Source organism: Micromonospora sp. ABR4_055 (assembly GCF_056160425.1).
The window spans coordinates 20,451-34,222 of sequence record NZ_JBSWXD010000025.1; the positions used below are offsets into that span (position 1 = coordinate 20,451).

The 13,772-nt window shown below is 72.7% G+C and carries 10 protein-coding genes and 1 pseudogene; 2 read left to right on the forward strand and 9 right to left on the reverse strand.

Annotation, left to right across the window (positions count from 1 at the left end; all coding sequences use genetic code 11):
* Positions 1-22: 22 nt before the first annotated feature.
* Together ACXAHD_RS09050 and ACXAHD_RS09055 are read left to right on the forward strand one after the other, a co-directional pair.
* A complete protein-coding gene (locus tag ACXAHD_RS09050) occupies positions 23-1,285 on the forward strand; it encodes a molybdopterin molybdotransferase MoeA (protein WP_475049744.1) in 1,263 nt (420 codons plus the stop codon).
* Between the two features lie 26 nt (positions 1,286-1,311).
* On the forward strand, positions 1,312-1,719 hold the full coding sequence (locus tag ACXAHD_RS09055; protein ID WP_289213663.1) for a molybdenum cofactor biosynthesis protein MoaE: 408 nt from the start codon (positions 1,312-1,314) through the stop codon (positions 1,717-1,719).
* A gap of 52 nt (positions 1,720-1,771) precedes the next feature.
* Here ACXAHD_RS09055 and ACXAHD_RS09060 read toward each other — a convergent pair.
* From ACXAHD_RS09060 to moaA, 9 genes and pseudogenes are all read right to left on the reverse strand, one after another.
* A pseudogene (locus ACXAHD_RS09060) lies at positions 1,772-3,256 on the reverse strand (glycosyltransferase 87 family protein); the annotation flags it as partial.
* A 247-nt stretch (positions 3,257-3,503) separates the two neighbouring features.
* Positions 3,504-4,070: a DoxX family protein gene (locus ACXAHD_RS09065; RefSeq protein ID WP_281552311.1), complete on the reverse strand. Its 567-nt coding sequence runs from the start codon at positions 4,068-4,070 to the stop codon at positions 3,504-3,506.
* A 91-nt stretch (positions 4,071-4,161) separates the two neighbouring features.
* A complete protein-coding gene (locus ACXAHD_RS09070) occupies positions 4,162-5,466 on the reverse strand; it encodes an ATP-binding protein (protein ID WP_281552310.1) in 1,305 nt (434 codons plus the stop codon).
* 189 nt (positions 5,467-5,655) lie between these two features.
* Entirely contained in the window at positions 5,656-6,426 is a 771-nt protein-coding gene (locus ACXAHD_RS09075) for an LppU/SCO3897 family protein (RefSeq protein WP_281552309.1), read from the reverse strand.
* A gap of 145 nt (positions 6,427-6,571) precedes the next feature.
* On the reverse strand, positions 6,572-7,537 hold the full coding sequence (locus ACXAHD_RS09080) for an LppU/SCO3897 family protein (protein ID WP_281552308.1): 966 nt from the start codon (positions 7,535-7,537) through the stop codon (positions 6,572-6,574).
* A gap of 196 nt (positions 7,538-7,733) precedes the next feature.
* Positions 7,734-11,057, reverse strand: coding sequence for a UvrD-helicase domain-containing protein (locus tag ACXAHD_RS09085; RefSeq protein WP_475049749.1), 3,324 nt, complete (start codon positions 11,055-11,057; stop codon positions 7,734-7,736).
* A 99-nt stretch (positions 11,058-11,156) separates the two neighbouring features.
* Positions 11,157-12,440, reverse strand: coding sequence for a metallophosphoesterase (locus ACXAHD_RS09090; RefSeq protein ID WP_281552306.1), 1,284 nt, complete (start codon positions 12,438-12,440; stop codon positions 11,157-11,159).
* Positions 12,441-12,454: 14 nt separating this feature from the next.
* Positions 12,455-12,694 carry a MoaD/ThiS family protein gene (locus ACXAHD_RS09095; protein WP_475049752.1) on the reverse strand — a complete coding sequence of 80 codons (240 nt, stop codon included), beginning with the start codon at positions 12,692-12,694 and terminating at the stop codon, positions 12,455-12,457.
* A 38-nt stretch (positions 12,695-12,732) separates the two neighbouring features.
* The gene (moaA, locus tag ACXAHD_RS09100; RefSeq protein WP_289211706.1) at positions 12,733-13,767 is read right to left on the reverse strand and encodes a GTP 3',8-cyclase MoaA; all 1,035 of its coding nucleotides are present in this window, start codon (positions 13,765-13,767) and stop codon (positions 12,733-12,735) included.
* Positions 13,768-13,772 lie beyond the last annotated feature (5 nt).

A 13,772-nucleotide genomic window follows, 5' to 3' on the forward strand; every position in this document is an offset into this window, starting at 1 on the left:
GGCCGGCGGATAGGCTCGGCCGGTGAGCGCCGAACCGACGACCGGCACGGCCGCCCCGGCCGCCGGGCATCCACCTGTCGACTGGGGGCAGGCCCGCGCCCTGGTGCACGCCGCCGGCCGGGCCGCCCGCCGCCCGCCGGTCCGGCTGCCGTTGCCGCAGGCCGACGGGACCACCCTCGCCGGGCCGCTGACCACCCTGACCGACCTGCCGGCCTTCCGCACTGCCAGCGTCGACGGCTGGGCGGTACGCGGCGGCGCCCCGTGGCGGGTGGTGGGCCGGGTGCTGGCCGGCGGAGTGCCGCCGGAACTGTCCGACGACGGCACCGCGGTGCAGATCGCCACCGGCGCGATGGTCCCTGCCGGGGCCACCAGCGTGCTGCGGGTCGAGGAGTCGACGCGCGACGACACCGGACTGGTACGCGGCGAGCCGCGGCCGCAGCCGGAGTGGCGCTCGCCCGGCGAAGAGGCGTCGGCCGCCGAGGAGCTGCTGCCGGCCGGTACGCCGGTCGACCCCGGGGTGATCGGCCTCGCCGCCTCCTGCGGCTACGACGATCTGCCGGTGTATCAGCGAATCCGGGCCGGCCTGCTGGTGTTCGGCGACGAACTGCTGACCACCGGGCCGCCCGGCGCCGGTCGGGTGCGCGACGCGCTCGGCCCGGCGGTGCCCGGATGGCTGCGCAGGTACGGCTGCGAACTGCCTGCCGAGGCGGTGACCGGGCCGGTCGCCGACACCCTCGCCGCGCACGTCGACGGGCTGCGGTCGGCGCTGGCCGGCGCCGATCTGGTCTGCACCACGGGCGGCACCATGCACGGCCCGGTGGACCACCTGCATCCGGCGCTGGCCGAACTCGGTGCCGAGTACGTGGTCAACACGGTCGCGGTCCGACCGGGGTTCCCGATGCTGGTCGCCCGGGTGACTGGTGCCGACGGGCGGGACCGGTTCGTCGCTGGGCTGCCCGGCAACCCGCAGTCCGCGATCGTCGCCCTGGCGTCACTGGTCGCGCCGCTGCTCGCCGGACTGCAGGGCAGGCCGCTGCCGACGCTGACCCGGTACCGGCTGGGGGCGGCGGTACCGGGCCGTGGCGACTTCACCCACCTTGCCCTGGTACGGGTCGATCCGGTGACCGGTACCGCGTACCCGTTGCGGCACGTCGGGTCGGCGATGCTGCGCGGGCTGGCCGCCGCCGCCGGCTTCGCGGTGATCCCGCCGGGCGGCAGCGGCCGCCCCGACGACGATGTGCCCGTCGTACCGTTGCCACTGCTGCCCGGGGAGCGTCTGCCGTGACCGTTCCAACCACCCGACCTTTTGTTCTGGTGTCAGTGACCTCGCAACCGCTCGACCTGGCCGCCCACGCGGCGGCGGTCGCCGACTCACGGGCCGGCGCGGTGGTCTCCTTTCAGGGCGTGGTCCGCGACCACGACCACGGCCGGTCGGTGCTCAGCCTGGAGTACGAGGGCCATCCCAGCGCCGAGGACGTGCTGCGGGAGGTCGCCGACGAGGTGGCCGCCGATCCGGCGGTGCACGCCGTCGCCGTGTCACACCGGCTGGGGCCGCTTGCCGTCGGCGACGTGGCCCTGGTGGCGGCGGTCAGCACCGCGCACCGGGCGGCGGCCTTCGCCACCTGCGCCCGGCTCGTCGACGAGGCGAAGGCCCGGCTGCCGATCTGGAAGCGGCAGATTTTCGCCGACGGCACCGAGGAATGGGTCAACTGTCCCTGACCTGACCGGAGGTCCGGGCATCGGACTGCCTGGTGCCGGTCCGGGCATCGGCAAGCCCGGTGCCGGTCGGACCGGCCGGCTGGCGGTGCCGGATCTGCGGTCGCGGGTCGGTGTAGAACGCCGGTTCGGCTCCCGGCCGCCACGGCAGTGCCGCGACGAGCGTGATCAGTGCCAGGGCGAGCGAGTTTTCCATCAGTACGCCGAACAGACCGTCGTGGTAGTGCGAGACCTGTGGCAACTGGTGCTCGTACGGCCAGATCGGTGACACCAGGAAGAGCAGGTAGAGCGCGATCGCGGCGGTGGCGTGCCGCATCCCGGTGAGAGCGGGGAACCAGATCGGGGTCCGCAGGCCGGCCACGCCGCTGATACCGGCGCCAGTGGGCGGGTAGGTACGCCGCGAGATCAGCCCCTTGCTGGCGCTGCGTCGCCGCAGCGCCGCGTCGGCCAGCACGATGATCGCCGGGATCACGAAGACCAGGTGGTGCGACCAGCTGATCGGGCTGATCACGTTGGCGGTGAGGCCGATCAGGGTGAACGCGGTCAACTCGTCGCCGTCGGCGTGGGCGTGGGCGGCCCGGGACAGCCCGAGTGCCAGCAACAGCAGGGCGAAAGAGATCCAGAGCAGGCCGGGGGTCTCCATCGAGTCGTAGAGCCGGGCCAGCAGACCGGCCAGCGACTGGTTCGGGGTCATGTCCGACACCCCGACCCGGCCGGTGTCCCACAGCACCGAAGTGAAGTAGGTGGCTGACTCGTCGGCGGCGACGATCATCGCGCCGACGGTGACCGCGGCGGCGGTGCCGATCGCGGTGGCGGCCGCCCGCCACTGCCTGGTGATCAGCAGGTAGACGATGAACAGGGCGGGGGTCAGCTTGATCGAGCTGGCCAGACCGATGCCGGCGCCGGCCCAGATGCCGCTGAAGAAGATCCGGCGCAGTGGGCCGCCGGTGGCCAGCCGGTGCGACGTGGGCGCGGCGCGCCAGCGCAACGCGACCAGGTCGGCGATGATCAGGCCGAACAGCAGCAGGTTCACCTGCCCGTAGCCGAGGGTTTCCCGGGACGGTTCGATGGCCACCGCGAGGGGCACCGCGAGACCGACGGTGAACCAGCGCGGCCAACCGCAGCGGTCCGCGATCGGGCTGAGCAGCACCGCCAGCACGATGGTGAGGGCGGCGATACCGAATGCGATGTTGAGCCAGCCGGCGGTGATCATCGGAACAACCGCCATCGGCAGCATGGTGAGGCCGGCGAATGGCGGGTAGGTGAAGCCCAGGGTGGTTTCCGGCGCGATGAATGCGTACAGGTCGCCGCCGTTGGCCCACCACATGATCGCGCCGTGGTAGATGCGCATGTCGAAGAAGTTGTACGGTCGGCCGAACATGCCGATCGCATACCAGGCGGCGTAGCAGGTCAGCGCGACGAGGCCGATGCGCACGAGCGTGCCGCGCTCGACGTCACGTACCAGACGGCGCAGCGGTGCGAGACGACGCCGACCCAGCGGAGCGAGACGACGGACCCGGGAACGGACGTCCGCCACCATGATCTACCCACCCCCGGTCGTTGAGTGCAGAGTTGCCCCAGTGCCGGTCCGAGCCTAGAACGCATCGGCGTCCGGAGGCGGGCGCGTTACCCTACCGTGTCCGATCCCACACTAGTTCGCGATATTTCCACCTTGTTAACGCTGTGTGCTGTGTTCTATCTGTTTCGTGGTTTTCGGTGCCCAACTACGCGCTGAAGTCCGATTTTACCGGCCATCGATCGGGGTCGTCGTTCGGCGGATCTATCGGTCACCCGGGCAGTCGCCGGGCGGTGACGGCGGACCGGACCGCGATCCGGGCGTCCCGACGCGCCGAGTGCACCGCCCGGCGCACCGACTGCCGGCTCCGATGCATCGACCGCCGGCTCTGCCGGACGGCCCGGCTGGTCCGCCAGCGTAGGCCCGGTCGACCCTCAGTATCGGCCGCAGCGAGCAGCAGCCCGCCCAGAAGGCCCAGATTCTTGAGAAAGTGCACCTGATGGAGTTGTCGTTCGGTCGGTTCCGTCGCCGACCAGAACGGATGGCCGGTCACCGTGGTGGGCACCAGCGAGGCCGCCAGTACCGCCGCGGCCGGCCGGGTCAGCCGGCCGGTCGCCAGCAGCAGGCCACCGGCGAGCTGGGTGGCACCGTGCAGCCGGACCAGACTCTCGGTATCGGTCGGCAGCCGGGGCGCGGCCCGTTCGATCATCGGAGCGACCCGGTCGGTGACCGTCTTGGCCCGGTCGGCGTACGGTGCAGGGCTGGTCACCGCACGGGCGCCGCTAACGATGAAGATGCCGCTGAGCAGGGCGCGGGCAGTGGTGCGTACGGGTCTCATGCTCCTTGTCATACCCGGTTGGGCGGTCTGTTACCCGGCAAACCGGTGAGCTGTCGGGTAGCGGCGGGGTGCCGGGCCGCACCGGGCGTGGTCAGCCGGGCTGGGTGCGCAGGTAGCGGCCGAAGTGCGGCACGGTGAACGCGACCGTGCCGCGCTCGCCCGAGTAGATCAGCCCCTTCTTGATCAGGGCGTCCCTGGCCGGCGACAAGCTGGCCGGTTTCCGGCCGAGGGACCGGGCGATCTCGGCGGTCGACACCGCCGGGTCGATGTCCGCCGTCGCCGCCGGGTCCGGCGGTCCATCGCCCGTCTCGTCGTCGGCACCTTCGACGGCCGGTGCCGGGCCGTCCCCCGGGTCCGCGGAGGCGAGCACGGCCATCGCCCGCATGTACTCGCGCTCCGCCGGGGTAGCCCGTTCGAACCGGGACCCGAAGAACCCGACCGCGAGCTCCGCTTCCGCCTCCGGCGCGGCGACCCGCACGTCGGCGGCGGTGATCGGCGAGCGCGGGGCATGGTCCCAGGTCGCCTTGCCATAGGCCTGCACGAAGTACGGGTATCCGCCGGACTTGTCGTAGAGCAGGTCAAGGGCCTTCGCCTCGTACTCGACCTGCTCGCGGGCGGCCGGCGCGGTGAGCGCCTGGTCGGCGGCGATTCGGTCCAGCCGGTCGATTCGCTGGTAGCGGAACAGCCGTTCGGAGTAGGACTTGGCGGCGGAGAGCACCGCCGGCAGATGCGGCAGCCCGGCTCCGACGACGATCAGCGGCCCGCCGAGCTGCGACAACTCGTGACAGGCCGCACAGAGCGCGGAGACGTCGGTCGGGTCGACGTCCTGCATCTCGTCGATGAACAGCGCGATCCCGGTGCCGACGTCGGTGGCCACCGCGGCGGCGTCGGTGAACAGCTCCACCAGGTCGATTTCGATGTCGCCGGAGTCGGCCCGCCCGGTCGCCGCCGGCACGTCGATGCCCGGCTGCCAGCGGTCGCGCAGCCGAGGCTGCGCGTTGCCACGTCCGCCGGCGGCCGGCGGGTTCGCGCGTAGCGCGAAGGCCTTCAGTACGCCGAGAAAGTTGTCGATCCGCTCGGGTGCCCGGTGCCGGGGTGCGAGCTCGCGTACCGCCATGTGCAGGGCGGCGGCGACCGGGCGGCGCAGCGACTGGTCAGGCCGGGCCTCGATCTTGCCGGTGCCCCAGAGCCGGGCGATGGCCTGGGAACGGAGCGCGTTGAGCAGGACGGTCTTGCCCACCCCGCGTAGGCCGGTGAGCATCAGGCTGCGCTCTGGCCGGCCTCGGGCGACGCGTTCCAGGACCACGTCGAAGACGTCGAGCTCGCGGCCGCGACCGGCGAGTTCGGGTGGACGTTGGCCGGCGCCGGGGGCGTACGGATTCCGGATCGGATCCATGTCTGGCACCGTATCGGGCCGTCTAGCGTCTGCGCTAGAACCGGGTATAGGTCCCGATCGTGTCGGCCGACGTCCTGCCGGCCCCGCGGACGGCCCGTCCGCCGGGCCCTGCCCGACGGTCGACCAGTGACTAGGGCTCTCTAGCTGTCACGCTAGAGAGCCCTAGTCACTGGTCGAGAACGTCTCCGGTCAGAGCTCCTTCATGCAGAGCACGTAGTTGAGTACCTGCTCACCGGTGTCGTGCGTGTAGGTGGTGTCGGTGTCCGGGTGGCCGAAGATCGGATCGTCACAGCGCTCCGTGTCGGTGGTGAGCGGAATGCGGGACAGCACCTCGAAGGTGCCCGGCTCACAGGCCACCTTGCGCAGGACGGCGTCCTCTTCCGAACCGTCGTTGACCACACAGTCGCCCACCACGATCAGGTCGTCGCTGCCGCCGGGCAGCGGCGCCGAATCGGCGTCCTCGCCCTGCTGATCGTCGGGTGTGTCGGTCGAAACGTCCACCGTCGGCAGTTCCTCGCCGGCGGTCGAGGTGCTGCTGTCGGTCAGCGCGAACAACCCGATCACACCGCAGCCGCAGAGCAGCAGCAACAACACCACCGCGCCGATCACCAGCCCGATGATGAGCCCGGTGCGGGACTTCTTGGGCGGTGGGGCACCGGGCATCCCGGGCGGCGGCGGACCCCAACCCGGTAGCGGTGGCGGTGGGAAGCCACCACCCGATCCGGGCGGTGGCGGGTAGCCACCGCCACCCGAGGTCGGCGGTGGTGGGTAGGCGCCGCCACCGGAAGTCGGCGGTGGGTAACCGCCGGGCTGGTACGGCGAGGAGTAGGGCGTGGTCGGATCAGGGGCACCGGAGCCCGGAGGCGGGTATCCGGAACCCGGGGGCGGGTAACCGGACTGACCGGCGGGGTCGTCGGGCTGTCCCGGACCGGGGTAGCCCGGCGGACCGTAGCTGGACATGATCTCCCTAGCGTCGTCGCTGGATCAGACGGGGCGCTGCCCGCCTGGCACGGATCTCACCCGCCGGGCAGGGGTCCAGCGGATCAACTGTGCTACCGGAACGGTAACCAACGGCTGCCATCCGGCGGCAGCCTCACCGGTCAGTTCACCGCTGCCTGAGACAGAGCACGAAATCCAGGGCGTCCAGCTGGCTGTTGAAGAAGTACCAGTTGGTATAGCCCTCGACGTCCGCGCACTTGGTCTTCGCGTCGTCTTCGCCGTCGGTGACGCCATCGAAGCGGGCGAGCACCTCGTACGCGCCGGGGTCACAATCCGTGATCGTGAGCACCGGCGTCTCCTCCTCCGCCTCGGCATCGTTGCGGACACACTGCCCCACGTCGACGAACCGGGCGTCGTTCGACGAGGTCGGTGTCGGAGTGGGGCTCGGCTGGTCGGCCTCAGCCGTCGGCTCGGGTTGCTCCGACGGGGCTGCGGACGGTGCGGCGTCCGGCTCGGAGGTCGGTGCCGTCAACTCCACCCCGGTGTCCGGCGTCTCGTCGCGGGTCAGAACGTAGATGCCGGCCGCGCCGCCGCCGCAGAGCAGCACCGTCAGACCCATCAACACGGCGAGCAGTCCACCGCTCAACCCACCACGCCCGGAACGGCGTGGCTCTGCAGCCGGCTCCCACGCTGGTGCCGGGCCCGGCTGCTGCTGGCCGCCGTCGGGGTACGGCTGCTGGCCCCCGCCCGGCTGCTGCCACGGCTGACCCCCGCCCGGCTGCTGCCACGGCTGGTCACCGCCGGACTGCTGCCACGTCTGGTCGTCGGCCCCGGCCCAGCGCTGGGCAGGTTGGGTCGGCGAATGCCAGCTCTGGTCGCCGGCCGACGTGTGCTGCCCGTACCCCTGCCAGTCGGGAGCGGCGGGCGGAGGCTGCCCGGTCGGCCAGTCCGGCTGTGCGCCGCCGTGCCACTGCTGGCCTGGTGCCTCGGTAGGCGCGTCACCCCAGGGTCCAGGCGGTCCGCCCCAAGGATCGGACGGCTCCCGGTACGGCTCCGACGGCTGCCGATGCTCGGGCCACCGGTCTGGCTGCTCACCCGGGTACGGCCCGCCGGGCGGTCCGTATTGCGACATTTCCTGTCCTCCTGCGCGGCGGTTCCGGCCCCGGCTGTCCGCTCGGGTCGGCGATGACAGACGTCACCGTAGCGTGAGCACCCCAGCAGCTCACCTCCCCGAAGCGCGCCAACCGTCGGCCAACCGCATGATGGTCCGACGCTGCACCAGGTCCGGCGGTCGCGAGTGACCGGGCCGGCGGCGGTCTGACCAGCCCCTACAGCAGGCGCAGCTGGCGGTCCTTGGGACGGCGCGGCCCTTCGTCGCCGAGCCGGTCGAACAGCCCCGCGTCGATCGCGTCCAGGAACGGCGTCGGCCGGGTCTCCCGCTCGCTGCCATGCCGGACCCGGCGGCGGGCGTGCGAGAGGTAGAGCCGGTCCTGGGCCCGGGTCAGGCCGACGAAGAACAGCCGCCGCTCCTCGGCGACGTCGTCGTCGGTCGGCGTAGCACCGGGGAAGCGCAGCGGTAGCAGGCCGTCCTCACAGCCGACCAGGAAGACCACCGGAAACTCCAGGCCCTTCGCCGCGTGCAGGGTGAGCAGGGTCACCGCCTCGGCCCGTGGGTCCAGCGCGTCCACCTCGGCGCCGGTCTCCAGCTGGGACAGCAGCATCGGCAGGTCGTCGCCGCAGCGGCGGGCCAGCGGGGTGAGCAACTCCACGGCAGACCAGATGTCCGGCGGCGACAGCTGCGGCCCGGCTGGCAGGTCCAGCGTCGGCGTGGTGAGCCGGTCGGCCAGCACCTGCCCGGCGAGCCGGACCCGGGCGGCCAGCGAACCGTCCAGCCCGCCACCGGCGTGCCGTAGCTCGCGGGCGATCGCCGTCACCCCCGGCCGGTCCCGCAGCCGGTTGTGCGACCGCTTCTGCACCGGGACACCGGCCCGGGTCAGTGCGTCCACGATCGGGCCGGACTGCGCGTCAGTGCGGTACAGCACGGCGATGTCGGAGAACGACACCGACGACGTCTGCCCGTCGATCCGCCCGGAATCCAACGAGCGGTGCGAGATCCCGCCGACCAGTTCGTCGACCGTACGCACCACAAACGTCGCCTCGTCGGCGGCCGTGCCGGCCGGGTAGAGCCCGATCAGCGGTGCCTGCGGATCGAGTCGGGCCGGCTCCAGCCGCCGGCCGCGGACGAGCGAACTGGGCGTGATGGCCTGCACGGCGGCGGCCAGGATCGGCGCCGCCGACCGGTAGTTTCGGGCCAGCCGGACCAGCCGGGCGTCGACGAAGTCCTCCGAGAAGCGCAGGAAGTAGCGAACGTCGGCCCCCCGGAACGAGTAGATTGCCTGGTCCGGGTCGCCGATCGCGCACAGGTTGCCGTCCGCCGGGCTGAGTAGCCGCAGCAGCTCGTACTGGTCGGCATCGACGTCCTGGTACTCGTCGACGAAGATCCACCGCCAGCGGTCCCGGTAGCGGGCCACCAGCTTCTGGTCCTCGCGCAGCAGCCGCAGCGGCAGGGTGACCAGCTCGTCCAGGTCGACCAGGCCGGCCGCGCGCAGCAGCTTGGCGTACGTGGCGTCGTCCTCGCCAGCCTCGGCGCGGGCCAGCTCCCGCTCGGTGTCGTCGGCGATGCGCAACGTCGCCGGCAACCCGGCCGCCTTCGGGTTCTCCCGCAGGATCGTCAACCCCAGCGAGTGGAAGGTGGCCACGGTGACGTCCTCGGCCACCGGGCCGAGCAGTCCGTCGAGCCGGTGGCGAAGCTCCTCGGCGGCCCGGCGGGTGAAGGTGATCGCCAGGCAGCGCTCCGGAAAGACGTTCAGCTCGGCGCACAGGTACGCGATCCGGTGGGTGAGCGTCCGGGTCTTGCCGGTACCCGGCCCGGCGACGATCAGCAGTGGCCCGCCCGGCGCGGACGCGGCGACCCGCTGCATCGCGTCGAGTCGGTCCAGCAGTCCGGTGCCGACCTCCTCCATGCCGGCCAGCATCGGCTCGAACGGCTCGTGCGGCGACGGCGTCGGTGGCGGCGGGATCGGCGGTGCCGCCGGCTCCTGCCCGGACCGCCCGGACCGGCCCGGCCGCGTCGGCCGCCCACCGGAACCGGACCGGCCGGCCCCGGCCCTGGACTGTCCGGTCCCGGCCCTGGACTGTCCGGTCCCGGCCCTGGACTGTCCGCCGCGTCGGACACCGGCCGGTGCCGGTTCGTCGGCGGCCATCGGCCCGTCGGCCGGGCGCTGCGCCGGCACGGGTACGTCGAACAGCGCCTCCGGCTGACCGGCACCACCGCCGGCGGCCAGTTCCCCGGGCGCGAAGAGGGTGATCACCCCGTACTCGCCGTCGTAGCCGGGCACCCGGCGGACCTCGCCGCGACGCAGCCGGGTGATCGCCTCACCGAGCAGTTCGCCGCCGACCCGCCGGATGTCGTCCACCGGCACCTTGGTCAGGATGTCCAGTTCGGGGCCGAGCGCGGCGACCAGGTTGACCACCTGGCCCTCGACGGTCTTCGACCGGGCACCGACCCGGTTGATCTCACCGACGATCTCCGGCAGCGCCACCAGGTGGGTGACCTGCTTGGCGTTGGCCGGCCGGTGCCCGTGCGGCCGGTCGGCGAGATCCTCGACCCGGCTGAGCACCCCGACGGTGAGCGGCTTGCCGCACTGCGGGCAGCGACCGGCGGCCTGTCGGGTCTGCTCCGGGGCCCAGTTGACGCCGCAGTTGCGGTGCCCGTCGGCGTGGTACTTGCCCTCCTCGGGGAAGAACTCGATGGTGCCGACCAGCCCGTCGCCGGTGCGCAGCGCCTCACGTACCGCGTAGTAGTCGAGCGCGCTGTCCAGCACGGTGGCCTCCCGGGCCAGCGCCGGCGGCGAATGCGCGTCGGAGTTCGACACCAGTTGGTAGCCGTCGAGGCTGGACACCCGCCAGTTCATCGCCGGATCCGACGACAGCCCGGTCTCGACGGCGAAGATGTGCCCGGCCAGGTCGGCGTAGCAGTCGGCGATCGCGTCGAAGCCGGACTTGGAGCCGAGCGCGGAGAACCACGGCGTCCAGATGTGCGCCGGCACCAGGTAGCCGTCCGCGCTCGCCTCCAGGGTGATCTCCAGCAGGTCGCGGGAGTCCAGCCCGAGGATCGGCCGGCCGTCGGAGCCGAGGTTGCCGATCCGGCCCAGCGCCGTGTTGAACCGGGCCACCGCGTCCAGGTCCGGAAGGTAGATGAGGTGGTGCACCTTGCGGGTCCGGTCCCCGCGCTTGTAGATCGTCGAGATCTCGACGCTGAGCATGTACCGCACCGGGTTGGTCTCGGCCTCGCTGGCCAGCCGGGACGGCAGCCGGCGGGCGACGTCCCGCTCGGCCTCCGGGCTGAGCCGGTACAGGCCCGGCTCGGCCGGGCGCAGCGACTCCCGTAGATGCTCGAACCACGCCGGGTGGGTGAAGTCACCGGTGCCGAGCAGGCTGACGCCCTTGCGCCGGGCCCACCAGGCCAGGTTCGACATGTTCAGGTCCCGGCTGCAGGCACGCGAGTACCGGGAGTGGATGTGCAGGTCGGCGATGAAGGGCCCGGGTCCCGTGGCGGAGCCGGGAGAGGGCACGGCGCGGTACGGGGGCACGCCGCATCCTGTCATGTGACCGGGCCGCCCGGCGTGTCGCCACGCGCGGAAACCCGCGAGACGTGACTCTCACTCGCCGCCGGCTGACCCGTTGCGCTCCTACTCGCTGCGCAGCTCGACCAGGGAGACCTGTGGCGGCGCGCCGACCCGCACCGGCGGACCCCAGAACCCGGCGCCGTTGGTGACGTAGACCTGGGTGCCGTCGACCGTGGCGAGGCCGGAGACGACCGGTTGCACCAGCCGTACCGCCAGGTTGAACGGGGCGATCTGACCGCCGTGGGTGTGCCCGGACAGTTGCAGGTCGACGCCGTAGCGGGCGGCTTCGTGGGCCTGCACCGGCTGGTGGGCGAGCAGCACCACCGGGCGGTCCGGGTCCCGGTCGCCGAGCGCCCGGTCGTAGTCCGGGCCGGCCAGTGGCCCGGACCCGGCGGCGGTCGGCCCGGCCGGCCGCGCGGTCTCCGCGGTCGGATCGTTCACCCCGGCCAGGTCGAGCACCCCGCCCGGGGTGACGATCTCCCGGCGTTCGTTGACCAGCACCCGCAGGCCGAGCCGGTCCACCTCGGCGACCCATTCCTCGACGCCGGAGTAGTACTCGTGGTTGCCGGTGACGAAGAAGCTGCCGTAGCGGGCGCGCAGGTCGGCCAGCGGGGCGGCGGTGCCGCCGAGCTCGGAGACGGTGCCGTCAACCAGGTCGCCGACGACCGCGACCAGGTCGGCGTCCAGGCTGTTGATCAGCTCGACGATCCGGGCGGTGTGCGCCGGCCCGGTCAGCGGGCCGATGTGGATGTCCGAGACGGTGGCGATGCGCAGGCCGTCCATGGCCCGGGGCAGCCGGGCGATCGGCACCTGCACCCGGTCCAGCCGGGGCGGGCCGAGAGCGGTCCGGATGCCGTAGCCGGTGACGCCGGTCGCGGTCAGCCCGGCGAAGATTGCGGCACTGCGGGCGAGCAACAGCCGTCGGCCGGGGTCGGGCACCGAGTCGTCGGCCGGCCGGCCGCCGGGCAGCTCGGCCGGCGGCGGGGCGGACGTCTCGGCCGGTACGGTCACCGGCACCGTGCCCACCCTGCTCAGTTGGCGGCTGCGGGCCCGGCCGACCAGCCGGGCCACCAGCATCGGCGGCTCCAGCACCAGCAGGACGACCAGCAGGTAGAACATCACCGCCAGCCAGACGTAGCCGGGCCAGGCCAGCCAGGACATCCCGGCGGACCGGGTGCTCACCATCGTCACCGGCACCAGGACCGCCAACCCGACGGCCAGCAGCGTGCCGGCCCGTCGCCACCGCCCCGGCCGGGTGGTGTCCCGGACCAGCCGCCACCACAGGTAACCGTGGATCAGGCCGGTGATCAGGGTCAGCGTTGTGACGAACCCGAGTACGGCGAGCACGGACGCGGTCCTCCTCAGCCGCCGGCGAACGGTGGCAGCACGTCGACCGTGGCACCGGCCGGCAACGGTGTGTGACGATCATGCCAGACGACGCCGTCGACCAGGAAACTCGCCGCCGCCAGCACCCGACCCAACCGGTCGCCGTGCCGACCGGTCAGCTCTGCCACCAGCCCGGCCCGGTCCAGCCCGGCCGAAACGGACTCGGTGGTCCGCCCGGCCGCCGACCGCGCCCCGGCGAAGTAACGCACCGTCACCGATTGCTCGGCTCCATCCCGTGTCGGGTCGCCCACGGTCAGCCGCCGATCGCCGACATCGGCCGGGCCGGCTGCAGGAACGTCGGATCGTCGATGCCGTGCCCGGCCAGCTTCCCGGCCATCGCCCGCCGCCACCGCTGCGCCAACTCGTCGTCGTCGGCCCCGGACCGCAACGCGCCACGCAGGTCCGACTCCTTCCGGGCGAACAGGCAGTCGCGTACCTGCCCGTCGGCGGTGAGCCGGGTCCGGTCACAGTCACCGCAGAACGGCCGGGTCACCGTGCCGATCACCCCGACCTTGGCCGGGCTGCCGTCCGACCGCTCGGCGCCGGCCACCAGCCAGGTCTCGGCCGGTGCGGCACCCCGTTCGGCGGGATCCGGCAGCAGGGTGAACTCGGACCGCAGCCGGTCGAGGATCTCGGCGGCGGTGACCATCCGGTCGCGGTCCCAGGACTGCTGCGCGTCCAGCGGCATCTGCTCGATGAAGCGCAGCTCGTAGCCGCGGTTCAGGGCGTACCGCAGCAGCGCCGGGGCCTCGTCGTCGTTGACCCCGCGCAGCAGCACCGCGTTGATCTTGACCGGGGTCAGCCCGGCCGCCGCCGCGCCGGCCAGCCCGGCGAGCACGTCGGGCAGCCGCCGGCGGTACGCCAACTGGGCGAACCGCTGCGGGTCGAGGGTGTCCAACGATACGTTCACCCGGTCCAGGCCGGCGGCCTGCAGGCCGGGCGCCAAGCGGTCCAGACCGATCCCGTTGGTGGTCAACGACAGCACCGGTCGGGGCCGCAGCGCCGCAGCAGCGGCGACGATCCGGGTCAGCCCGGGGCGCAGCAGCGGCTCGCCGCCGGTGAACCGCACCTCGGTCACCCCGAGCTGGCACACCGCGACCCCGATCAGCCGGGTCACCTCGTCGTCGGTCAGGATGTCCGGGCTGGGCAGCCAGGGCAGACCCTCCGGCGGCATGCAGTAGGAGCAGCGCAGGTTGCACCGGTCGGTCAGGGACACCCGAAGGTCGGTGGCGACCCGCCCGTACCGATCGGTGAGCCGGCCGTCGGCGGGCCGTGCGCTCGATGCCATGCGCC